Below are 22,874 nucleotides of genomic sequence, written 5' to 3' on the forward strand. Positions count from 1 at the left end.
GATCGATGGCTAACGGAAAGGGCTACCGCCAAACCCTCAACCTCCCCGACACGCCGTTCCCCATGCGCGGCGACCTCGCGAAACGTGAACCGGGTTGGGTCGCGGCGTGGCAAGAGAAACGGCTCTACACACAGATCCGCGAGCGGTGTCGGGGCCGCCTGAAAAAGTTTGTGCTTCACGACGGCCCGCCGTACGCGAACGGGGATATCCATATCGGCCACGCGGTCAACAAAATCCTCAAAGACATCATCGTCCGCTCGAAAACCCTCGCGGGATACGACGCCCCCTACGTTCCGGGGTGGGACTGCCATGGGCTGCCCATCGAACACCAGATCGAAAAACGGTACGGGCGCGGCCTACCCGGCAGCGAAGTGCGGCGGCTGTGCCGCGAATTCGCAGCGGAACAGATCGAACGGCAAAAGCGCGACTTCATCCGCTTGGGGGTGCTCGGTGACTGGGACAACCCCTACCTCACCATGAACTACGCCAACGAAGCGAACGAAATTCGCGCGCTCGCCCGCCTGGTCGCCGCCGGTTTCGTCGTGCGCGGTCTCAAACCCGTGCATTGGTGCTTCGACTGCGGGTCGGCGCTCGCGGAAGCGGAGATCGAGTACGAAGAGCGCACCGCTTCGGCAATCGACGTCGCGTTCCCCCTCGACCCGGCGGAACAGGCGCGTGTGGCGCAAGCGTTTGGCCTTGCCGAAGCGCCGCAGCAGCCGATTCTAGCCGTGATCTGGACCACTACTCCCTGGACGATCCCGGCGAACCAGGCACTCAACGTCCATCCCGAATACCGGTACGAACTTGTCGCCACCCCGAAAGGGTGCCTGATCCTGGCCGCAGAACTGAAGGATGCGGCATTGGCGCGCTACGGCTTTTCCGCCTCAGAAGTCGAAACGCTCGGCGCGTGTCAGGGGGCGGCGCTTGCGCGCGTCACGTTCCGCCATCCGCTCTATGATCGCGCTTCACCCGTCCTGCCCGACACCTACGTCGAGCTCGCCACCGGCACCGGCATCGTCCATTCGGCCCCCGCCTATGGGGAAGACGACTTCCGCGTCTGGATCGCCGCGGGTTTCCCCCAAGAGGCGATCCTCACTCCGGTTCAAGGCGACGGGCGCTTCGCCCCTGATCTGCCGGAATTCGGCGGCCTTTCCGTCTGGGAAGCGAACCCGAAGATCGTCGCCGCGCTCGAAGCTGCCGGGGCGCTGCTTGCGCACGCGCCGATCCGCCACAGTTACCCACACTGTTGGCGCCACAAAACGCCGACGATCTTCCGTGCCACCAACCAGTGGTTCGTCGCGATGGACCTGCCTCGCCCCGATCCCCTGCGCGACAACCACCCCACCACGTTGCGCGACCGGGCGCTTGCCGGCGTCGATGCCACCCGCTTCTACCCCGCTTGGGGTAAACAACGGCTGCACGCGATGATCGCGAACCGTCCCGACTGGTGCATCTCACGACAGCGCCACTGGGGCGTCCCGATCCCCTTCTTCGTCCACAAGCAGACAGGGGCGCTTCACCCGCGCACCGTCGAACTCATGGAAGCGGTTGCGCAACGCGTGGAACAGGAGGGCATCGAAGCGTGGTTTACACTCGACCCTGCAGAGCTTCTGGGAGACGAAGCGCGCGACTACGAAAAAGTCACCGACACCCTCGACGTCTGGTTCGACTCCGGCACCACGCACCTGCACGTCTTGCGTGGCTCCCATCCCGAGCTCGGCCACCCTGCGGCGATGTACCTCGAAGGGTCCGACCAGCACCGCGGGTGGTTCCACTCGTCGCTCCTCACCGGTTGTGCGATCGACGGTCGCCCCCCTTACGACGCGCTCCTCACCCACGGCTTCGTCGTCGACGGGCAAGGGCGCAAGATGAGCAAATCGCGCGGCAACGTCGTCGCGCCGCAAGAGGTGTGTGACACCCTCGGCGCCGACATCCTGCGCCTCTGGGTCGCCAGCACCGACTATTCCGGTGAGCTCACCATCTCGAAAGAGATCCTGCAACGGGTCGTCGAAGTCTACCGCCGGTTGCGCAACACTTTGCGCTTCATGCTCGCGAACATCGCCGACTTCGACCCGACGCGCGAAGCGGTCGCGCCAGAGGCGCTCGTCGACCTCGACCGCTGGGCGATCCTGGCAACCGCAACGGCGCAACAGCAGATCACCGACGCGTACGAGGCGATGGAGTTTCACCGCGTCGTCCAGACGATGATGCACTTTGCCTCGGAAACGCTTGGGGCGTTCTACCTCGACGTCCTCAAAGACCGCCTCTACACCACCCCCGCGCAAGGACACCCGCGCAAAAGCGCCCAGACCGCGATCACCCACATCCTGCATGCGTTCGTCCGCTGGATGGCGCCAATTTTGCCATTCACCGCGGAAGAGGTCTGGGAACACCTCACCGGCAACCCCGAAGAGAGTGTGATGTTCCACACCTGGTACGAACTGCCCGCAATCCCCGACGCCGACGCAGTGCGCGAACGCTGGCACTGGGTGCTCGATACCCGCGAACGGGTCACCAAAGCGATCGAAGCAAAACGCGAAGCGGGCGAAATCGGCGCAAACCTCGAAGCGGAGATCACCCTCTTTGCCGCCGGGGCGCGGTACCAAGCCTTGGCAGCGCTTGGGCGCGAACTCCACTTCCCGTACATCGTCTCGCGCGCCGAAGTGGTCGAAGTGGCGACCGCGGAGGAAGAGCGGGTCGAAGCACGCAAATCGCCGCACGGGAAATGCGCACGCTGCTGGCACTACGAACCCGACGTCGGCAGCGACCCGGCGCACCCCGACCTCTGCGGCCGCTGCCAAACCAACCTCACGGGTTCTGGAGAAACCCGGCTGTGGGCATAAACCCCGCGTTTCCCGAACCCGCACCCTCCGTGCCATCGGGGACGGCGGCAACGCGCCGCCTTCGGGTCGTAGGCATCGCGGCGCTGGTTTTCGCGCTCGACCAACTGAGCAAATGGATCATCGCGGCAACCATACCCACGGGCGAAGCGCTTGTTGTCACCCCCTTCTTCCAACTCGTCTCCGTCTACAACCCGGGCGCGGCGTTCAGCTTCCTTGCCGGCGCCGCGGGCTGGCAGCGGTGGTTCTTTTTAGCGATCGCCCTTGCCGTCTCGCTTTGGCTGCTGTGGGAAGCGGGCACCGCCACCCGCAAAACCCTCTTGACCGCGTACGGTATGATCGTGGGTGGCGCACTCGGCAATGCTTGGGATCGCGTCGCCCACGGCGCCGTCCACGACTTCCTGCTCTTTCACTACCGCGCGTGGCACTGGCCCGCCTTCAACCTTGCCGACAGCGCGATTACCCTTGGCGTGGCGTTGCTCCTCTGGCATCTCAGGAAAGACCGATGAACGAACCCCTTACCCCGGCGAACGCGTCGCACTCAAAACCCGACACCGACGCCCCGGCATGTGTCGCACCGCACCATCTGGTGACGCTCCACTACCGCATCACGTTAGAGAACGGCGTCCCGATGGTGAGTACCTTCGAAGCGACGCCGGCAACGTTGCAACTGGGCGACGGCACCCTGGCCCCGCAATTCGAACGACTCCTCGTCGGCCTGCCCGTTGGCAGCCGCCACATCTTCACCCTACCGCCGGAAGCGGCGTTCGGGCCGCGCCGCGACGACCTGATCGAACGGGTTCGTCGCGCCGATTTTCCCGACGACACCGCCGCAGTGGGCACGATCCTCTCGTTCGCGGCACCCGACGGTTCCCGTTACGCGGGTGTCGTCGTGGAACTCGACGACGAATGGGGGGTCGTCGATTTCAACCACCCGCTGGCGGGCAAGACCATTCGCTTCGAAGTCGAAATCATCGGAGTCTGCTGACGTGACCGCACCGACCCATCGACCCACCATTGCGCTCCTTGCCAATCCACGCGGCTTCTGTGCCGGTGTCGACCGGGCGATCGCGATCGTCGAAGAGGCACTGAAGCGTTTCGGCCCCCCGGTTTATGTCCGCCACGAAGTCGTGCACAACCGTCACGTCGTCGACGGGCTCAAAGCCCGCGGCGCGGTCTTCGTCGAAACCCTTGCCGACGTTCCGGACGATGCGGTGGTGATCTTCAGCGCCCACGGCGTCTCGCAAGCGGTGCGCGAAGAGGCAGCGGCGCGCGGGCTCAAGGTTCTCGATGCCACCTGTCCGCTCGTCACCAAAGTCCACCTCGAAGTCCAGCGCCTTTACCGCGCCGGTTACCAGATCGTGATGATCGGCCATGCCGGTCACCCCGAAGTCGAAGGAACGATGGGGCAAGTTCCAGACCGCGTCTGGCTGGTCGAAAACGAACGTGATGTCGCCAACCTCCCGGAATTGGGCGACCGGGTCGCCTTCGTCACCCAAACCACCCTTTCGGTCGACGACGCCCGCCGCATCGTCGCGGCCCTCACCGCACGCTTTCCCCACATCGTCGGCCCCAAGAAAGACGACATCTGCTACGCGACGCAAAACCGGCAAGACGCCGTGCGCACGCTCGCAACCGCAACCGACCTCGTGCTCGTGATCGGCTCGAAGAACAGTTCCAACTCCAACCGTCTGCGCGAAGTCGCCGCAAGCTGTGGCGTCCCCGCCTACCTGATCGACGGCCCAGACGACATCGACCCGACGTGGCTAAACGGCGCAACACGCATCGGCATCACCGCGGGCGCCTCGGCGCCTGAGGCGCTCGTCACCGCGGTGACCGACCGTCTGCGCGCGTTGGGCATCACTGCGATCCAAGAAAGCGACGGCATTCGCGAAACGGTCCATTTTCCCTTACCGAAGGAGCTCGTCGATGCGTGACGACACCGCCGCGCGCACCCCTGAAGCGATCGACCGACTCGATTTCGAAACCGCACTCAAACAGCTGGAAGGCATCGTCGCCGCATTGGAAAGCGGCCATCTGCCGCTCGAGCAGGCGCTCACCCAATATGAGACGGGCGTGCGCCTCGTGCACCACGCCCGAACGCTGCTGCAAGCCGCCGAAGAGCGGTTGGTGCGCATCGAATCGCTCCACCGCCAGACGGCAGCGGCGGAAAACGGCGCGACGCGTCTCGCGAACGAATCCACCCCCGCCACCGATGACAGCGACGACATCCCTTTTTGACCCGGCCCGCTTCGAAGCCGCGCTCGAACACGCGCTCACGGCAAGCGCGAGTCTCAGCCCGCGGCTACTCGCCGCGATGCGCCATGCGCTCCTGGCCCCCGGCAAACGGTTGCGCCCCCAACTCGTCTTCGCCGCTGGCGCGCTCACCCAGGCATCCGCCGAAGCGCTCACCCCCTTTGCTGTTGCGGTCGAACTCATCCACACCTACTCGCTCATTCACGACGACCTCCCCGCGATGGACGACGACGCGCTGCGCCGCGGCCGCCCCACCGTTCACGTCGCGTTCGACGAAGCCACTGCGATCCTTGCCGGGGACGCGCTACAAGCGCTCGCGTTCGAAACGCTCGCCATCACACCGGAACTCACGCTCGAACAGCGGATGCGGCTCGTCGGGCTCCTTGCGCACGCCGCCGGCGCGGGCGGCATGGTCGGCGGACAAGCACTCGATATCGAAGCGGAGCGCTTCCCGTCCACAGCTGCGCCCGAAAGCGACGCGTTGACCGCGCTCGAGCGACTCCACCGCGGCAAAACCGGCGCGCTCATCGAAGCGGCGGTGATCGGTGGTGCGCTCTGCGGCCCCAAAGTCAAACGTACCCTACTGGAAACCCTGGCGCCGCTCGCCGCGCAACTGGGGTTGGCGTTCCAAATCGTGGACGACCTGCTCGACGCCACGAGCGACGCGACCACGCTCGGCAAAACGCCCGGCAAAGACGCACGACAGGGCAAACAGACCTTCGTCACCCTGCTCGGTGAACGTGCGGCGCGCGAACGACTCCGCACCCTCCAACGACAGATCGACGCAGCGATTGCCGCGCTCGGCCGTGATGCGGCGCCGCTCGCCACAGTCGCACGGCACGTGATCGAACGCAACCGATGAGGCCACCCCCTATGGAACCTGCAGCGCTTGCGATCCGCTTCCCGCTTCTTGCCCGTATCGACACGCCGGAGGATTTGCGCAGAGTGCCCAAAGAGCGACTGCCGGAATTGGCCGCGGAACTGCGCACCTTCATTTTGGAATCGGTCGCGAAAACCGGCGGGCACCTCGCCTCCAACCTCGGCGCGGTCGAACTCACCATCGCGCTCCATTACGTCTATGACACCCCGTTCGACCGCCTGGTCTGGGACGTCGGCCACCAATGCTACCCGCACAAGATCCTCACAGGGCGGCGCGACCGTTTTCACACCCTGCGCCAATGGGGGGGGATCGCCGGCTTTCCCAAGCGGGACGAAAGCCCGTACGACACCTTCGGTGTTGGCCACTCCTCGACCTCGATCTCCGCAGCGCTCGGCATGGCGGTCGCTGCGAAAGCGCGTGGTGAATCGCGTCACGTAGTCGCGGTGATCGGTGACGGCGCGATGTCGGCGGGCATGGCATTCGAAGCGCTCAACAACGCCGGGGATATGGAAGGCATCGACCTCACCGTGATCCTCAACGACAACGAGATGTCGATCTCGCCGCCGGTCGGTGCACTCACCAAGATCCTGGCGCGGCTCCTCACGGGCGAACCGTACCGCACCGCACGTGAGATCGGCTCGTCGCTCCTTGCGGCGGCGCCGCCCCTCAAAGCGTTCGCGCGGCGGGTCGAAGAACACATGATCGGGATGCTCACCCCGGGCACCCTGTTCGAAGAGTTCGGCTTTCGTTACATCGGGCCGATCGACGGCCACGATCTCACCACGCTCGTCCCTACGCTGGAAAATTTACGGGAAACAGGGGGACTACAGTTCGTCCACGTCGTCACCAAAAAGGGACACGGCTACAAACTGGCCGAAGCCGACCCGATCCGCTACCACGGCGTCAGCCGCTTCGACCCGAAGGCAGGGCTTCCCGAACCTGCCCCCCTACCGGCACCCGCGAAGCCGCCCACCTACACCGAAGTCTTCGGCAAGTGGCTCTGCGCGATGGCCGAACGCGATCCCCTTCTCATCGGCATCACCCCCGCGATGCGCGAGGGCTCCGGGCTGGTCGCGTTCTCCGAGCGCTTTCCCAACCGTTATTTCGACGTCGGCATCGCCGAACAGCATGCGGTCACCTTCGCCGCGGGGCTCGCCTGCGAAGGCTTCCACCCCGTGGTCGCGATCTACTCCACCTTCCTGCAACGCGCCTACGACCAACTCATCCACGACGTCGCGTTACAAAACCTCAACGTCACCTTCGCGATCGACCGTGGCGGTCTGGTGGGTGCCGACGGCCCCACCCACCACGGCGCGTTCGACCTCTCCTACCTCTCCTGCATCCCCAACCTGATCGTGATGGCCCCCTCCGACGAAGCGGAGTGTTGGCGCCTGCTCACCACCGCCTACACCTACGAGGGCCCCGCAGCGGTGCGTTACCCCCGCGGTACCGGCCCTGGCGCGCCGCTACCGACCGCACTCGAACCGCTGCCCATCGGCAAAGCGCGGGTGGTCCGCGAAGGCAAGCGCCTGGCGATCCTCGCGTTCGGCGCCCCGCTCGCCGCAGCGCGGCCCGTTGCGGAAGCACTCGACGCGACGCTCGTCGATATGCGCTTCGTCAAACCGCTCGACGCGGAACTGCTCGATGCGCTCTGCGAAACCCACGATCTGTTCGTCACCGTCGAAGAGAACGCGGTGATCGGGGGTGCTGGCAGCGAAGTGGCGCGCCTGCTCGAATCGCGCCCCACCCCCCCGCGCCTCTTGCGCTTGGGACTTGCCGACCGATTCTACCCCCACGGCGACCCGCAGAAACTGCTGGCATGCGCAGGACTCGATAGCGAAAGCCTGCACCGGGCGATTGACGATTTCTATCGAACTTCGCCTTGACTTCGCGGTCGGAAACAGGTAAAAAATCCTACGAAAACAGTCAACAAATCAACCCACAAGGAACGGCCCATGACTGAGATCGCCCAACCGCCACTTGCCGACGTCGCCCACGAAATGCCGGACGTTCAAGGTTCGGCCGACCACCGCAACCTCGACATCGACCGGGTTGGCATCAAAAGCATCCGCCACCCAATACGCGTCTCCGACCGCAGCGGCGGCGTGCAACACACCGTGGCCACCTTCAACATGTATGTCGGGTTGCCGCGCCACTTCAAAGGCACCCACATGTCGCGCTTCGTCGAGATCCTCAACCAGCAAGAGCGCGAACTGTCGGTGGAATCGTTCGAGCCGATGCTCCGCCACATGGTCGAACGGCTCGAAGCCGCCACTGGGCGTGTCGAGATGACCTTCCCCTATTTCGTCCTCAAAAAAGCGCCGGTCTCGGGCGTCGAAAGCCTGATGGACTACGACGTCACCTTCATCGGCGAGATCGACGAAAGCAACCAGTACCGCTTCACCCTGACAGTGGTCGTACCGGTCACCTCACTCTGCCCCTGTTCAAAAAAAATCTCGGAGCGCGGTGCGCACAACCAGCGCAGCCACATCACGATCACCGCAACGCTCGCGGATCATGTCTGGATCGAAGAACTGATCGACATCGCCGAAACCGAAGCCAGCTGCCAGCTCTACGGACTCCTCAAACGGCCCGACGAAAAATATGTCACCGAGTACGCGTACGACCACCCCAAATTCGTCGAAGATCTGGTGCGCGACGTCGCTGCGCGCCTCAATCGTGATCCCAGAGTCGTCCGCTACGTGGTCGAATCGGAAAACTTCGAATCGATCCACAACCACTCGGCCTACGCGCTCATCGAAGGGCCGAAATAACGCACCGCGGGGCAAAGACCAGCCACACCCGCCGTGGCAGGTTTTTCTGAATGAATCCATGAAAAAGGCCACCGCCAACCGGTGGCCTTTCGCGCTTTGGCAATCAGGATACGCTCCTTTACTCGTCGCTATTCAGCACCCCCAACAAGTGCAGCAGGCTCGTGAAGAGATTATAAATGCTGACAAAGAGGGCGACCGTGGCCAAGATATAGTTCGTCTCTCCTCCGCGGACGATCTGATTCACCTCGAAGAGGATGAATCCCGCCATCAACAGGACGAACGCGGCCGAAACCGTGAGCGACAGCGCCGGGATTGCGAAGAAAATCGCCGCCAAGCCGGCCAAGAACGCCACCAAAACGCCGACGAAGAGAAACCCGCCCAGGAAGGAAAGGTCGCGCTTCGTCGTCGACGCGTAGGCGGCTAGCGCCAAGAAGATCACCGCCGTTCCCGCAAACGCTTGGAAGATGATCTCCGGGCCATGGGGCAACTTCAAATAGGCCGAAAGGATCGGCCCCAGGGTGTAGCCCATAAAACCGGTAAGCGCAAAGACCGCAACGATCCCGGCCGGACGGTTTGCCAGTTTATGGACCAGGAAGAGCAACCCGAAATAACCGATCAGCGTCACGAGGATCCCGGGATGGGGCAACCCCAGCACCATCGCCGCGCCGGCGGTCAGCGCAGAAAAGCCCAGCGTCAACGACAACAATAGGAAAGTGTTGCGCAGCACCTTCTGTGCTCGGGCGGTATCGACGCGCGATGCCACCGACGAAAACGTCGGTTCGCTCGGCGTCGCCCCGTCGCGTGCCTGACACAGCGCTTCCAACTCTTCCCACGTCAGCGTCCGGCCCGTTGCCGAACGGTTTTGCTCAGAAGGAACGTTCATCATACCTCCTTTCATTGGTCAAACCCAAAACCCACTATGGTTCAGACACCCACCGGGACACTCTGTTGCAATCGGCGTGCCAGCACCCGCTCGAGTCGCGCAGCGGCTTCGGCAAGCGCCTCACGTGCCGAATGGGCGGTGACCGCGAACACCACCTGCGGCGAATGGCGCAACCGCATCTGCACGACACACCGTTTCATCAGTACCCCGGTTTCGTCGCGCACATCGAGGAACTTGATCCGCGCCCACGCCACCCGCCCTGTCACCTGCGCGAGCAAACGGCGAAAACGCCCCTCGACCTCCGGCTGCAATGGCGCGTTGCTCTCAGAGCACACGACTTCTATCGGAAGCCGTTTCAGCGCACTTTTCGTCCGCCGCAGACCAAACCACCCTTTTTTCTCTTTGGGTTGTTCCATTACGCGTATCTCCTTCCGTCCTGCCACGGCTCTGTGGCACATTACTTTTATAGCATCACTCAAAACCCGATACAATCAGATTTTATTAGACCTTTTGTTCGAAAAAATCGGATGATCAGTCTCAAACAACTCCACCACTTCTGGCTCACCGCGCACCGCGGTGGCATCCAACGCGCGGCCGAAGCAAGTGGCCTGGCGCCACAGACCATCAGCGCGCAGATCGCTGCGCTGGAAAACCATTTAGGACGACCGCTCTTCGAGCGCCAAGGACGCCGCCTCGTCCTCACCCCCGCAGGAGAACTCACGCTGCAATACGCCGACGAAATCTTGCGCCTCACCGAGGCACTCGAACAGACGCTTGCCAGCGACCGTCCTACCCTGCGGCTCAAAGTGGGCCTGCTCGACAGCGTGCCCAAGGCCATCGCCGCCTACCTGTTGGCGCCACTTCGCGCACTCGAGCAGCCGGTCACCCTACACGTGAGCGAAGAACGCTTTGCGCAACTCCTGGGGGCGTTGGCAACAGGAGCGCTCGACCTGATCTTGAGCGACATCCCGCCCACGGCCGACCCGGCATTGCCGCTCTTCAGTCAGTGCCTGCTCGATACCCCGGTCGCGTGGTACGGCGCCCCGCGTTGGGGCCCTGGCCCGATTACGTGGTCGGACCTCACGCACATCCCGCTGCTGCTGCCCGCCGCGCCGACGCATGCGCGCGTCACCCTACTTGCGCAACTCCAGGCACATGGCGTCACCCCGACGATCGCGGGCGAATTCGCCGATACGGCACTTCTCGTCGAAATGGCCCGGTTGGGCGATGGCATCTTCACCGCGCCGGAACTCCTGAGCGACGCACTCTGTCAAGATGGGCGGCTGGTGCCGCTCGGCAACATCGCCGAACTGCACGAGCGCTACTGGCTGATCAGCCACCGCCGCAAACGCCACCATCCGGCCGTCGTACAATTGAGCCAGACGTTTCGCGCCGCATCCGTGCCGTCATCCGCCCAGCCGACAAAGGAAACCCCCTGATGAATCGGACGACACAACAACGGCTCACCCTTGCGGTCACCGTCACCTTCGGTTTCGCCCTCATCGAAGCGCTCGGCGGCTGGTTCGCCGGATCGCTCGCGCTCCTTGCCGACGCGAGCCACATGGTGACCGACGGGGCGGCACTTGCGCTCGCGCTCTTTGCCGCGTGGCTTGCCAACCGTCCCGCCAGCCCGCGCTTTTCGTACGGATGGGGCCGTGCCGAACTCCTCACCGCGCTCGTCAATGCCGCCGCGATGCTGGTGATCGTTGCCGGAATCGTCTGGGAAGCGTGGCAGCGCTGGCGCAACCCAACGCCGATCGACGGACCGTTGGTAGTGGGTGTTGCGGTGATTGGGCTCGCCGTCAATGGTCTGGTCGTCTGGCTACTGGGCGGGCACGCACATAGCCACGCCCATTCCCATGATCACGATCATGATCACGGTCACGACCTCAGTCACGCACCGGGACACCAGCACAAACCTGAACCGGCACGCAAAACCGACCACGAACCCGAGCACTCCGCCGCACTCGGCGAAGCAAACCTCAACCTCAAAGGAGCGCTGTTGCACGTGATCGGCGATCTGCTCGGCTCGGTTGCTGCGATTCTCTCAGGAATCGTCGTTTGGGCCACCGGCTGGACCCCGATCGACCCGCTGCTGTCGCTCCTCATTGCAGCGCTGGTTGCGCACGCCAGCTTGCGCCTGCTCAAAGAGGCGCTGACCCGGCTACTCGACGGCGTGCCGCCGACGGTGGCGCTCACCACCTTGGGGCAGTCGCTTGCCGAAACCCCCAACGTGCGCGAAATCCACGACCTGCACGTCTGGTCCCTTTCGGGGGAACGGTTTGCGCTGACCGCGCACGTCACGGTCGAGACACTCACCGCGTGGCCGGAAACGCTGGCGCAACTCGAAGCGAAAGCCCGTTCGGCAGGAATCCACCACACCACTTTCCAACCGGAACGCGACCCATGCGCGGCAGACGCTACCCGCAACACATGCGTTACCCAGAGCTATCGCACGGAAACGGCGCAGAAATGAGGAAGATACCGTGAAGGGAAACGAGCGCGCGGCTCTCTCAAGCGGTTTGCGCTGCTAAAATAGCGCTTCTGTTGGTGCCGAGAGAGGGAGTCGAACCCTCACGGTGTCACCACCGGCGGATTTTGAGTCCGCTGCGTCTACCTATTCCGCCATCTCGGCTTGAGAGCAACTATTATAGGAAAGAAATGAGACTTTGCCAAGAGCTCGATCGGCTCGATGCCTACGATTTTCCGCTTCCGCCCGAGCGGATTGCCCGGTACCCACAACCCGAACGTGACGCGAGCCGTCTGCTCGTCGTCGGCGAAGAACGTTTCGACGACCGGACGTTCCGCGATCTTCCTGCGCTGCTCGTACCCGGCGACCTCCTGGTGCTCAACGACAGCCGCGTGATCCATGCCCGCCTCTTTGGCCACAAAGCGACGGGGGGCGAAGTCGAAGTGCTCTTCGAGCGGCTGATCGGGGAAAAAGAGGCGCTCGCGCTGGTGCGCGCCAGCAAGTCGCCGAAACCCGGAACGACGTTACACCTGGCGAAGGCTTTTACCGTCGAAGTGGTCGATCGCCATGGCGACCTCTTTCACGTGCGACTGCGCGACGACGGCACCTTGTTCGACTGGATCGAACGCTTCGGGCAACTGCCGATCCCCCCCTATCTCGAGCGTCAGCCGGAAGAGACCGACGAAACCCGCTACCAAACCGTCTTTGCGCGCCATCCGGGGTCGGTCGCTGCGCCCACCGCGGGGCTCCATTTCACCGAGCCACTTCTTGCGCAATTGCAAAACCAGGGGGTGGGGCTGGCGTGGGTCACCTTGCACGTCGGTGCAGGCACTTTTCAACCGGTTCGCACCGAGCGGGTGAGCGAACACCGCATGCATGCCGAACGCTTCGTCATACCCGAAGCCACGGTCGAAGCGATCGCGCGCACGAAAGCTGCCGGCAAACGGGTGATCGCGGTAGGCACCACCGCGATGCGCACGCTTGAAGGGGCCGCACACCACTGGGGCAGGCTGCGCGCTGGACAGGGCGAAACCGACCTCTTCATCCGACCGGGCTTCCGCTTTCAGGTGGTCGACGCCCTCATCACCAACTTTCACCTCCCGCGTTCGACCCTCATCATGCTGGTCGCAGCGTTTGCCGGCTACCAGCGAACGATGGCCGCGTACCGGCACGCACTCGCAGGCGACTACCGCTTCTTCAGCTACGGCGACGCGATGTTCCTGCCGCAACGCTACGACACGGATTGGGCGCCGCATGAAACCCATTGACCCCAGAAGCAAACAGCAGAAGCACGGTCCGATCGCTGGCGTTCCCTGCCACGAGACACACTGGAAAGCGCACCGATGAACGATCGACCCCCTTACCCTGACGTTGGCACACCATGCGAACCGGTGCCCTTGCAACGCGTACCCACCCTCCCAAACGCTGCGCAACCCCAAGACCTACCGGATGCGCCAGACGCAACGGACGCGCCAACTCCGCCACCGCGCGCCGCTTTCACGCTGCTTGCCCGCTCGGGGGCGGCGCGGCGCGGATGGTTGCGCCTACGGCGCGGAACCGTCGAAACCCCCGCGTTCATGCCGGTGGGCACCTACGGCACCGTCAAAGCGATGACCCCAGCGATGCTCGAAGCGATCGGTGCGCAGATCATCCTGGGCAATACTTTCCACCTCTGGTTGCGCCCGGGTCTGGAGGTGATCCAGCGCTTTCAGGGACTCCACCGTTTCATCGGTTGGAACCGCCCCATCCTCACCGATTCGGGCGGCTTTCAGGTTTTTTCTTTGGGCGCGCTGCGTAAAATCAGCGAAGAAGGGGTTCGTTTCGCCTCCCCGATCGACGGCAGCAAGCGGTTCCTCACCCCCGAAGGCGCGATCGAAATTCAGACGGTGCTTGATTCGGACATCGCGATGGTCTTCGACGAATGCACGCCCTACCCCGCGACCTTCGACGAAGCGGCGGCGTCGATGCAGCGGTCGCTACGCTGGGCCCAGCGGTGCCGAACCGCGTTCGACCAGCAGGGAAACCCCAATGCGCTTTTCGGGATCGTGCAAGGGGGCATGTACGAGCCGTTACGCGACGCGTCACTGGCCGGATTGCTGGAGATTGGCTTTCACGGCTACGCCATTGGCGGTCTTTCGGTGGGCGAACCCAAAGCGGAGATGGTCCGCATCCTGGCCCATACGGCACCGCAGCTACCGGAAAACCAGGCGCGCTATCTGATGGGCGTGGGCACGCCCGAAGACCTCATCGTGGGCGTACAGCATGGGATCGACCTCTTCGACTGCGTGATGCCCACCCGCAACGCGCGCAACGGCCACCTCTTTACCCGATACGGGGACATCAAGATCAAACAGGCACGCTACCGCCACGACACCGAACCCCTCGACCCGACCTGTGACTGCTACACCTGCCGCCATTTCAGCCGCGCCTACCTCCACCACCTCTTCCGCGCCGGCGAGATTTTGGGTAGTATCCTCAACACCGTGCACAACCTACGCTACTACCACAACCTCATGGCGGAATTGCGCACGGCGATCGAACACGACACCTTTGCCGAAACCGCTGCGCGTTTGCTGCGTGACCGGCAGGAGGGAAACCGCGCGTGAACGCTCCGCAGCCGATCGGGCTACGGAGCGTACCGCTTACCGCTGCCCGCTTCGGTTTGCAGGCGGGAGCGCACGAACGCAGACCGTTACCGCGCCGAAACGCACCGATTACGCTTTCACGTCGACGGTGTTGCCCAAATGGGGCGGGTTGCTCGGTTGCGGCAATGCGGCCAAAAGCGATAGCGCCGTCTGCTCTTGTACGTCGTTGATTTTCTTCAAGACGGCGGTTTGAATCGCTGTGGTCACTTGATTTTGCTGCAGCACGTTCGCGATCTGGGTTACATCCATGGTATCCATCGTCTGCTCCGGCGCCCTGGGCGCTTTTCATTCTATTGGGTTAACGGCAGAAATGCCAATTACTTGAGCTATTTGAAGACACGCTCGCGAAAACAAAAAATCCCACCCCCAATGGGAGTGGGATCGTGATGAGGTTCGGTACAGGACCTCAGACCGATCAGAAGTCCATGTCACCCATGCCGGCACCCGCAGCCGGCGCAGCGGCTTTCTCATCCTTCGGCGCTTCGGCGATCATGCACTCGGTAGTGAGCATGAGGCCAGCGACCGACGCGGCGTTTTGCAGCGCCGAGCGGGTGACTTTGGTCGGGTCCAGCACACCCATTTCGATCATGTCACCGAATTCGCCGGTTGCGGCGTTGTAGCCATAGTTGCCCTTGCCTTCGAGCACCTTCGCGACGATCACGCTCGGCTCTTCACCCGCGTTCGCGACGATCTCGCGCAGCGGCTGCTCGACCGCGCGAAGCACGATCTTGATCCCGGCTTCCTGGTCGGGGTTGTCGCCCTTGAGCCCTTTCGCGACCGCCGCTTCACGGGCACGCAGAAGCGCCACGCCACCACCCGGCACGATCCCTTCTTCGACCGCGGCGCGGGTTGCATGCAGCGCGTCTTCGACGCGCGCTTTTTTCTCTTTCATTTCGACTTCGGTGGCGGCACCGACTTTGATCACCGCAACGCCACCCGCGAGCTTCGCGACACGCTCTTGCAGTTTTTCGCGGTCGTAGTCGCTCGTGGCTTCTTCGATCTGCACGCGGATCTCTTTGACGCGCGCTTGGATCTTCGCCGGGTCGCCCGCACCGTCGATGATCGTGGTGTGCTCTTTCGCCACTTCGACACGCTTGGCTTGACCCAGATCTTCGAGGGTCGCCTTTTCGAGCGAAAGACCGACCTCTTCGGAGATCACGGTACCGCCGGTGAGGATCGCGATGTCTTGCAGCATCGCTTTGCGACGATCACCGAAGCCCGGCGCTTTGACCGCGCAGGTCTTGAGGATGCCGCGCAGGTTGTTCACCACGAGCGTGGCAAGGGCTTCGCCTTCGACGTCTTCCGCGATGATCAGGAGCGGCCGGCCCGCTTTCGCCACTTGTTCGAGCACCGGCAAGAGGTCGCGGATGTTGCTGATCTTCTTGTCGTGCAAGAGGATGTAGGGGTTGTCGAGCACCGCGACTTGCTTGTCGGGGTTGTTGATGAAGTAGGGCGAGAGGTAGCCGCGGTCGAACTGCATCCCTTCGACCACTTCGAGCTCGTTTTCGAGGCTCTTGCCGTCTTCGACGGTGATCACCCCCTCTTTGCCCACTTTGTCCATCGCTTGTGCGATGATCTCGCCGATCGAGCTGTCGGCGTTCGCCGAGATCGTACCCACTTGCGCGATCTCTTTGGTGGTCGAGCAGGGTTTGGAGATCGCTTTCAGCTCTTCGACGATCGCGGTCACCGCCTTGTCGATCCCGCGCTTGAGGTCCATCGGGTTCATCCCGGCGGCGACGTACTTCATCCCTTCGCGCACGATCGCTTGTGCAAGCACGGTAGCGGTGGTCGTCCCGTCACCGGCGACGTCAGCGGTCTTCGAGGCCACCTCTTTGACCATCTGCGCGCCCATGTTTTCGAACTTGTCTTTGAGTTCGATCTCTTTGGCAACGGTGACGCCGTCCTTGGTGACGATCGGCGCGCCGAAGCTGCGCTCGATCACGACGTTACGCCCTTTCGGCCCCAACGTGGTTTTCACCGCATTGGCAAGGAGGTTGACCCCTGCAACCAGGCGTTCACGCGCACTGTCGTGGAATTTGACTTCTTTGGCTGCCATTGTTGTTACTCCTTCGTGATTGGGTTGGTCTTGCGTTCCGAGTCGTTGCCCAACAGGTTTGGTTTAGCCTTCGATGACCGCCATGATGTCGTCTTCACGCAACACCAAGAGCTCTTCGCCGTCGACCTTCACGGTCTGACCTGCGTATTTACCGAAGAGCACTTTGTCGCCGACTTTCACCGCCATCGGGCGCTTGCTGCCATCGTCGAGGATCTTGCCGTCCCCCACGGCGAGCACTTCGCCCTGATCGGGTTTCTCCCCAGCGGTGTCGGGGATCACGATCCCACTGGCGGTTTTGCGTTCGGCTTCGATACGTTTGACGACCACACGATCATGCAACGGACGCAGTTTCATGATTGACCTCTCCTTGATTGTGTTGGACCCAATTTGCTGATGGGGTGCGGCGCTGTTAGCACTCGCACCCAACGAGTGCTAATAATAGGGCAGGTCAACCAAAAAATCAAGGGGGCAATCGCCCCCTTTGCAGATTGAGTCGGATCGGCTAGCGCAACGCCTGACCCGTGCGGTACGCAACGCCTGACGCTGCCGGTTTCAGGAACGCAACCGGTTTCAGGAACCCATTTCGCGATGGTACTGCGCAACGCGCTCGACTTCGGCTCTGGAGCCAAGCACTACCCCGACCCGCTGATGCAAGCTTTCAGGAACGATATCCAGCAGCCGTCGTTCGCCGTCGGTGCCCATGCCTCCGGCCTGCTCGACCAGAAACGCCATGGGGTTGGCTTCATAAAGCAGCCGCAGTTTCCCCCCTTTTGCCAGGGTCTTGCGATCCACTGGGTAGAGAAAGATGCCGCCGCGCAACAGGATCCGGTGCATGTCGGCGACCATCGAACCCACCCAGCGCATGTTGAAGTCGCGCTCCCGCGGCCCCGCTTTACCCGAGAGGAGTTCGTCGATATAGCGGGTTACCGGCGGAAACCAGTGACGGCGGTTGCTTGCGTTGATCGCGAATTCGGAGGTCTCTTCGGGGATCGTGATCGTCGGTTTGCTCAAAAACCACGCGCCAAACTCGCGATCCAAGGTGAATTCGTGCACCCCATGTCCAAAAGAGAGCACCAATTGCGCCGTCGGTCCGTAGATCGCGTACCCGGCCGCTACCTGTTGCGTGCCAGGCTGGAGGAAATCGGCTTCGGTGGGGCACCCTTCTGGCCGTGGATTGCGCAAGACGCTAAAGATCGTGCCCACTGAGATATTGACGTCGATATTGGACGAGCCATCGAGGGGATCGAAAAGCAAGAGGTAACCGCCGCGTGGGTATCGCTCCGGTATCAGGCAGATGCTCTCCTCTTCCTCGGAGGCCATCGCGGCAAGGTGGCCGCCCCAAGCGTTGGCTTGAAGCAGTAGCTCGTTTGCGATCACGTCGAGTTTTTTCTGCGCTTCGCCTTGGACGTTGTGACTGCCCGCTTCGCCGTGGATTTCGGCAAAGCTTCCTTTGCCGATCGTTACCGCAAGCGCTTTCGCGGCGCGTGCGACCACTTCGATCAGTAGGCGCAGGTTCGCGTCGAGCTTGCCTTCCCGTTGCGCCTCGATCAGGAACTGCGATAGACTGATACGCTCCAACATACAAGTCACCCTTTGTGGGAAAGCATTATTATCCGCCAAAGGACGTCAATCCATGCACCTCGTCATCATCGGCGGCGGCGTGATCGGGATCACGACCGCATGGGCGTGTCGCCAGCGTGGCTGGGACGTCACCGTGATCGAAGCCAACGAGTCGCTGGCGCGCGGCGCCTGTTACGCAAACGGCGCGCAGATCTCGGTGAGCCACCCCCACCCGTGGTCAAACCCGCAAGCACCGCGCATCGCACTGGAGTCCCTCTTCAACCCAGACGCCCCATTTCACTGGCAGCCCAAATGGGATTGCGCCGAGGCGCGGTGGCTTGCGCGCTTTCTGCGCGAATGCCTCCCTGAGCGGCACCGGCGCAATACCCGCGCGATCGCCGCATTGAGCAAATTCAGCCTAGCGGTGCTGCGCCGCTGGCGCTCCGAGTTGGCGTTGCAGTACGACGCGGTGACCCGCGGGATCCTCCACCTCTTTTGCGACGAACGGGCGTGGCAGCAGGGCAAAGCGCACGCCGCCGAATTGGTCGAACTCGGGATTCGGGCCGTGCTCTGCACGCCAGACGAAGCGATCGCGATCGAACCGGCGCTTGCCCCCCACCGCGATCGGCTGTTCGGGGCGGTTCACGCCCCGGAGGACGAAAGCGGGGATGCACACGCCTTTACCCTCGCTCTGGCAGAACGGTGCGCGGCCGCTGGCGTCACGATCCGCACCCAAACCGTCGCAACCGGCTGGCAGTTTCGCGCGGATGGCCGCGCCTATTTGCGGATCCGGGAACAAGCCGCTTCCTCTGCCTCTGAGAGAACCCTTGACGCCGACGGGTACATCCTCTGCGCCGGCGTCGGTAGCCGTGCGCTGGCCCACCCGCTGCTTGGCGACGTTCCGATCCACCCCGTGAAAGGGTATTCGCTGACCCTTCCGATCTGTGAGCCGGAGCGCATCCCAACGGTGTCGCTCACCGATGAGTCGCATCGCATCGTCGCATCGCGCCTGGGAAACCGATGGCGCATCGCAGGAACCGCCGAATTGGCGGGAATGGACGACCGCCCCGATCCGGCGCGGCTGGCGCCGCTCTACCGCTGGGGACGGCAGTGGGGGGGAGACGCCGTCGATTGGTCGCAGGTCGAAGCGTGGGCTGGGTTACGCCCGATGACGCCCAGCGGTGTGCCGCTGATTGGAGCGACGCGATACCCCAACGTCTGGATCAACAGCGGCCACGGGTCGCTCGGCTGGACGCTCGCCTGCGGTTCGGCCGAGGCAATCGCTGGGGTAATCGCAGGCGAGCCGCCGCGCATCGCCTTCCCGTTTTTGGTCTAAGCGCCGGGCCACTCAGGCGCTTTTTCCTTTCGGGTCATTTGACCCGTTTGAAGCCGCTGCCCCCCCTTTTCCCGGCAGATGCGGGCGGTGTCGGTTTCGCACCGTCCGGCTCTTTGGCGGTAAACATTTCGTTGGGCAGCGCAATCCCGTGCCCTGTCTCTTTGGCAAAGAGCGCGACGATGTTTTCCGCCGGAATCCAGACGTCGAAGACCTGACCCGAAAAACGGGCCTGAAAACCGATCCCTTCCGGTTCGAACGTGAGCCCGTTGATCGCCTCCGGGCTGAGATTGAGGACGATCTCGCCGTCCCGGTCGTACCCTTTGGGAACGGTTGCGCCGGCCACTTTGGCGCTGAGGTACGGGGTGAGTCCTTGGTCGACGCACCACGACCACATCCCTTTGGCCAGATAGGGCTTACTGGAGGGCGGCAGCATCGGCTCAACTCCGCATCAATTTTTCGGCCGGCGAGAGTGCGTCGATGAATCCCTGGCGGCTGAAGATCCGCTCCGCGTACTTGTGGATCACCGAAGCACCTTTGGGTAGGTTGATCTGATAGTGCTCGAGGCGCCACAAGAGCGGCGCCATCGCCACGTCGATCATCGAATACTCTTCTCCGAACAGGAACTTTTGCCGCTCAAGTAACGGCGCAAGCTGTTCGAGCTGCTCCGCAAGGTATTTGCGGACCCGCTCTTTATCGCCTTCGTCGTCGCTCTCCTCCAGCACCCGCAGGTGGCGAAACATTTCGTGTTCGAGCGTCGCCAGTAATTGCCGTGCGCGTGCGCGACCGACAGGGTCTGCAGGCATCAATTGCGGGTGCGGAAAACGCTCGTCGATGTATTCGTTGATGATATTGGGCTCGAAGAGGATCAATTCGCGGTCGACCAGAACGGGGACGCGACCGTAAGGGTTGATGCGCTGCACCTCTTCGCGCTTGTCGAGCAGATCGACATCGGTCACCTCGAAGTCCATGCCTTTTTCAAAGAGCACGATGCGGCAACGATGGCTGAAGGGATCGGTTGCGCTCGAATAGAGGTTCATCATCGTCAGCGTTCCTCCAAGTGAAAACGCACCGCCGAAACGGTCCGGCGGTGCGACCAACTGGCACCGAAGAAGTTCCGCAGGGAACGTTCCTCGGCTGAAAAATCAGTGGACGTCTTTCCAGTACGCCTTCTTCAGAAGATAGGTGAGGATGAAGAAGAGCGCGAGGTAGAGCATCACCCAGATGCCGATCGTTTTGCGTTTTTCAGCAACCGGTTCGCCCATCCACTGCAGGAAGGAGACGAGATCGGCAACGGCCTTGTCGTATTCCGCTGGCGAAAGCAGTCCGGGTTTTCCAAGCGTCAGTTTGATGTGCTCGTTACCGTGCTCGTCCTTGCTCTTCTCAGCGACCTGAATACCTTGCAATTCCCAGAGCACATGCGGCATCCCGACATTTGGGAAGACGACGTTGTTCCACCCGGTGGGACGGCTCTCGTCGCGGTAGAAGGTGCGAAGATAGGTGTAGAGCCAGTCGGCCCCCGAATAGGAGAGGGTCTCTTTCTGACGCGCGATGAGGGTCAGGTCCGGCGGTGCTGCGCCAAACCACTTCTTCGCGTCTTTGGTACGCATCGCGATCGTCATCAAATCCCCCACCTTCTCACCGGTAAAGAGCAGATAGTCTTTGATCTGCTGTTCGGTGAGCCCGAGTTCGGTCAGGCGGTTGTAGCGCATCATGCTCGCCGCATGGCAGTTGAGGCAGTAATTGACGAAGAGCTTCGCCCCATGCTGCAGGTCGACCGGATTGGTGGAAACCGGCGCCTTGTCGATGTGGACGTTCGTTTCGGCAGCAAAGAGCAGAGTCGGTGCGACAGCGAGCACGGCCACCGTTTTCTTGAGCCATGAAATCCAGTTCGTCTTCATTTCCAGGTCACCCTTTCCGGTTCGGGTTTGCACGGGTCGATCTTGCTATACCACGGCATCAACAGGAAGAACGCGAAGTAGATCACCGCACAGATCTGCGCGACCAGGGTCCGCATCGGGTTCGGTGGCAAGACGCCGAGGTAGCCGAGGATGAGGAACGCGATCACAAAGAGCGTGAGCGCGATCTTGAAGATCGGGCCCTTGTAGCGGATCGACTTCACCGGCGAGCGATCAAGCCACGGCAAAAACGCGATGATCAATACCGCCGCAAACATCGCGACCACACCCCAGAACTTCGCGTCCAACCCGAAGAGGGGATAGGTAACCGCGCGCAGGATCGAATAAAACGGCGTGAAATACCACACCGGCGCGATATGCGGCGGCGTCTTCAAGGGGTCGGCCGGAATGAAGTTGTTCGCTTCGAGGAAATAACCGCCCCCTTCCGGCGCGAAGAAGACCACCGCAAAGAAGATGATGAAAAAGCCCGCAACCCCGACCATATCTTTGACCGTATAGTAGGGGTGGAACGGAATGCCGTCGAGCGGTTTGCCGGTGGCGTCTTTCTTCTTCTTGATCTCGATTCCGTCGGGGTTGTTCGAGCCCACCTCGTGGAGCGCGACGATGTGTGCCGCAACCAAGAGGAGCAGCACGAGCGGCAGCGCGATCACATGAAGCGAGAAGAAGCGGTTGAGCGTCGCGTCCGAGATCACGTAGTCACCGCGAACGAAGACCGCCAGGTCTGGGCCAACCACCGGGATTGCCGAGACGAGGTTGATGATCACCTGCGCCCCCCAGAACGACATCTGGCCCCACGGTAACAGATAGCCCATGAACGCTTCGCCCATCAGCGCGAGGAAGATCAACACCCCAATGATCCAGAGGAGCTCACGCGGTTTGCGGTAGGAGCCGTAGAGCAGCCCACGGAACATGTGGAGATAGACGACGATGAAGAACGCCGACGCGCCGGTAGAGTGCATGTAGCGGATGAGCCACCCTCCAGGCACTTCCCGCATGATGTATTCGACGCTGGCAAACGCCACCGGAACCCCGGCAGCGTTCAAGGTGCCGTCGGGTTTGTAGTTCATCACCAAAAAGATTCCGGTAACGATCTGGATGACGAACACCAAGAGCGCCAGCGAACCGAAGAAATACCAGAAGTTGAGGTTTTTTGGGGCGTAATAACCCGTGAGGTGCCCCTCGATCGTGGACGAGAGCGGGAAACGCTCGTCGATCCACTGCAGCAAGCCGGATTTACTCGTCATGATTCACTCCTGCC

General features: G+C 62.5%; 23 protein-coding genes and 1 tRNA gene. 13 read left to right on the forward strand and 11 right to left on the reverse strand.

Annotated features, from left to right (window positions below; all coding sequences use genetic code 11):
- Positions 1-5 precede the first annotated feature (5 nt).
- The 8 genes from ileS (at position 6) to folE2 (ending at position 8,750) form a co-directional block, all read left to right on the forward strand.
- Positions 6-2,843: an isoleucine--tRNA ligase gene (gene ileS, locus KUL93_RS06500; RefSeq protein WP_217126309.1), complete on the forward strand. Its 2,838-nt coding sequence runs from the start codon at positions 6-8 to the stop codon at positions 2,841-2,843.
- Complete coding sequence (gene lspA, locus KUL93_RS06505) at positions 2,840-3,349, forward strand: signal peptidase II (RefSeq protein ID WP_430408204.1); 510 nt, start codon at positions 2,840-2,842, stop codon at positions 3,347-3,349. Before ileS ends, lspA begins: the two co-directional genes overlap by 4 nt.
- Entirely contained in the window at positions 3,346-3,828 is a 483-nt protein-coding gene (locus tag KUL93_RS06510) for an FKBP-type peptidyl-prolyl cis-trans isomerase (protein WP_217126265.1), read from the forward strand. Before lspA ends, KUL93_RS06510 begins: the two co-directional genes overlap by 4 nt.
- A 1-nt stretch (position 3,829) precedes the next feature.
- A complete protein-coding gene (gene ispH, locus KUL93_RS06515) occupies positions 3,830-4,777 on the forward strand; it encodes a 4-hydroxy-3-methylbut-2-enyl diphosphate reductase (protein WP_217126266.1) in 948 nt (315 codons plus the stop codon).
- Complete coding sequence (gene xseB / locus KUL93_RS06520) at positions 4,770-5,081, forward strand: exodeoxyribonuclease VII small subunit (RefSeq protein ID WP_217126267.1); 312 nt, start codon at positions 4,770-4,772, stop codon at positions 5,079-5,081. The genes ispH and xseB overlap by 8 nt, the downstream gene beginning before the upstream one ends.
- Positions 5,056-5,958, forward strand: a complete 903-nt coding sequence (locus KUL93_RS06525) for a polyprenyl synthetase family protein (RefSeq protein ID WP_217126268.1) — start codon at positions 5,056-5,058, stop codon at positions 5,956-5,958. The genes xseB and KUL93_RS06525 overlap by 26 nt, the downstream gene beginning before the upstream one ends.
- Entirely contained in the window at positions 5,955-7,862 is a 1,908-nt protein-coding gene (gene dxs / locus KUL93_RS06530) for a 1-deoxy-D-xylulose-5-phosphate synthase (protein ID WP_217126269.1), read from the forward strand. Before KUL93_RS06525 ends, dxs begins: the two co-directional genes overlap by 4 nt.
- A gap of 69 nt (positions 7,863-7,931) precedes the next feature.
- Entirely contained in the window at positions 7,932-8,750 is an 819-nt protein-coding gene (gene folE2, locus KUL93_RS06535; RefSeq protein ID WP_217126270.1) for a GTP cyclohydrolase FolE2, read from the forward strand.
- A gap of 118 nt (positions 8,751-8,868) precedes the next feature.
- Here the strand turns inward: folE2 and KUL93_RS06540 are convergent, their stop codons facing one another.
- Both KUL93_RS06540 and KUL93_RS06545 read right to left on the reverse strand, forming a co-directional pair.
- Positions 8,869-9,633: a Bax inhibitor-1/YccA family protein gene (locus KUL93_RS06540; RefSeq protein WP_217126271.1), complete on the reverse strand. Its 765-nt coding sequence runs from the start codon at positions 9,631-9,633 to the stop codon at positions 8,869-8,871.
- A 41-nt stretch (positions 9,634-9,674) separates the two neighbouring features.
- Positions 9,675-10,049, reverse strand: a complete 375-nt coding sequence (locus KUL93_RS06545) for a hypothetical protein (RefSeq protein ID WP_217126272.1) — start codon at positions 10,047-10,049, stop codon at positions 9,675-9,677.
- Between the two features lie 111 nt (positions 10,050-10,160).
- Here KUL93_RS06545 and KUL93_RS06550 point away from each other — a divergent pair, with 111 nt between their 5' ends.
- Positions 10,161-11,072 carry a LysR substrate-binding domain-containing protein gene (locus tag KUL93_RS06550; protein ID WP_217126273.1) on the forward strand — a complete coding sequence of 304 codons (912 nt, stop codon included), beginning with the start codon at positions 10,161-10,163 and terminating at the stop codon, positions 11,070-11,072.
- A complete protein-coding gene (locus KUL93_RS06555) occupies positions 11,072-12,109 on the forward strand; it encodes a cation diffusion facilitator family transporter (protein WP_217126274.1) in 1,038 nt (345 codons plus the stop codon). The genes KUL93_RS06550 and KUL93_RS06555 overlap by 1 nt, the downstream gene beginning before the upstream one ends.
- A gap of 72 nt (positions 12,110-12,181) precedes the next feature.
- Here KUL93_RS06555 and KUL93_RS06560 read toward each other — a convergent pair.
- Positions 12,182-12,268, reverse strand: a tRNA-Leu gene (locus tag KUL93_RS06560).
- A gap of 26 nt (positions 12,269-12,294) precedes the next feature.
- Between KUL93_RS06560 and queA the strand changes: the two genes are divergently transcribed.
- Both queA and tgt read left to right on the forward strand, forming a co-directional pair.
- Positions 12,295-13,371, forward strand: coding sequence for a tRNA preQ1(34) S-adenosylmethionine ribosyltransferase-isomerase QueA (gene queA / locus KUL93_RS06565; protein ID WP_217126275.1), 1,077 nt, complete (start codon positions 12,295-12,297; stop codon positions 13,369-13,371).
- A gap of 75 nt (positions 13,372-13,446) precedes the next feature.
- Positions 13,447-14,709: a tRNA guanosine(34) transglycosylase Tgt gene (gene tgt / locus KUL93_RS06570; RefSeq protein ID WP_217126276.1), complete on the forward strand. Its 1,263-nt coding sequence runs from the start codon at positions 13,447-13,449 to the stop codon at positions 14,707-14,709.
- Between the two features lie 108 nt (positions 14,710-14,817).
- Here tgt and KUL93_RS06575 read toward each other — a convergent pair whose 3' ends face one another.
- The 4 genes from KUL93_RS06575 to KUL93_RS06590 form a co-directional block, all read right to left on the reverse strand.
- Complete coding sequence (locus KUL93_RS06575) at positions 14,818-15,006, reverse strand: YjfB family protein (protein ID WP_119334406.1); 189 nt, start codon at positions 15,004-15,006, stop codon at positions 14,818-14,820.
- Between the two features lie 157 nt (positions 15,007-15,163).
- Positions 15,164-16,804 carry a chaperonin GroEL gene (groL, locus tag KUL93_RS06580; protein ID WP_217126277.1) on the reverse strand — a complete coding sequence of 547 codons (1,641 nt, stop codon included), beginning with the start codon at positions 16,802-16,804 and terminating at the stop codon, positions 15,164-15,166.
- Positions 16,805-16,867: 63 nt separating this feature from the next.
- Complete coding sequence (gene groES / locus KUL93_RS06585; RefSeq protein ID WP_217126278.1) at positions 16,868-17,158, reverse strand: co-chaperone GroES; 291 nt, start codon at positions 17,156-17,158, stop codon at positions 16,868-16,870.
- 216 nt (positions 17,159-17,374) lie between these two features.
- Positions 17,375-18,382 carry a class 1 fructose-bisphosphatase gene (locus KUL93_RS06590; RefSeq protein ID WP_346731669.1) on the reverse strand — a complete coding sequence of 336 codons (1,008 nt, stop codon included), beginning with the start codon at positions 18,380-18,382 and terminating at the stop codon, positions 17,375-17,377.
- Positions 18,383-18,437: 55 nt separating this feature from the next.
- Here KUL93_RS06590 and KUL93_RS06595 point away from each other — a divergent pair, with 55 nt between their 5' ends.
- Positions 18,438-19,700, forward strand: a complete 1,263-nt coding sequence (locus KUL93_RS06595; protein ID WP_217126280.1) for an FAD-dependent oxidoreductase — start codon at positions 18,438-18,440, stop codon at positions 19,698-19,700.
- Between the two features lie 34 nt (positions 19,701-19,734).
- On the opposite strand, the gene KUL93_RS06600 is transcribed toward KUL93_RS06595, so the two are convergent.
- The 4 genes from KUL93_RS06600 to KUL93_RS06615 all read right to left on the reverse strand — a co-directional run bounded on the left by KUL93_RS06600 (position 19,735) and on the right by KUL93_RS06615 (position 22,860).
- Positions 19,735-20,133 (reverse strand): stringent starvation protein B, encoded by a 399-nt coding sequence (locus KUL93_RS06600; RefSeq protein ID WP_217126281.1) that lies wholly within the window; start codon positions 20,131-20,133, stop codon positions 19,735-19,737.
- A gap of 4 nt (positions 20,134-20,137) precedes the next feature.
- Positions 20,138-20,740 (reverse strand): glutathione S-transferase family protein, encoded by a 603-nt coding sequence (locus tag KUL93_RS06605; RefSeq protein WP_217126282.1) that lies wholly within the window; start codon positions 20,738-20,740, stop codon positions 20,138-20,140.
- A 102-nt stretch (positions 20,741-20,842) separates the two neighbouring features.
- Positions 20,843-21,598 (reverse strand): cytochrome c1, encoded by a 756-nt coding sequence (locus KUL93_RS06610; RefSeq protein ID WP_217126283.1) that lies wholly within the window; start codon positions 21,596-21,598, stop codon positions 20,843-20,845.
- Entirely contained in the window at positions 21,595-22,860 is a 1,266-nt protein-coding gene (locus tag KUL93_RS06615; RefSeq protein ID WP_217126284.1) for a cytochrome b, read from the reverse strand. Before KUL93_RS06615 ends, KUL93_RS06610 begins: the two co-directional genes overlap by 4 nt.
- Between the last annotated feature and the right edge of the window lie 14 nt (positions 22,861-22,874).

This window comes from Hydrogenophilus thiooxidans (genome assembly GCF_019049855.1).
Classification (GTDB): domain Bacteria; phylum Pseudomonadota; class Gammaproteobacteria; order Burkholderiales; family Rhodocyclaceae; genus Hydrogenophilus; species Hydrogenophilus thiooxidans.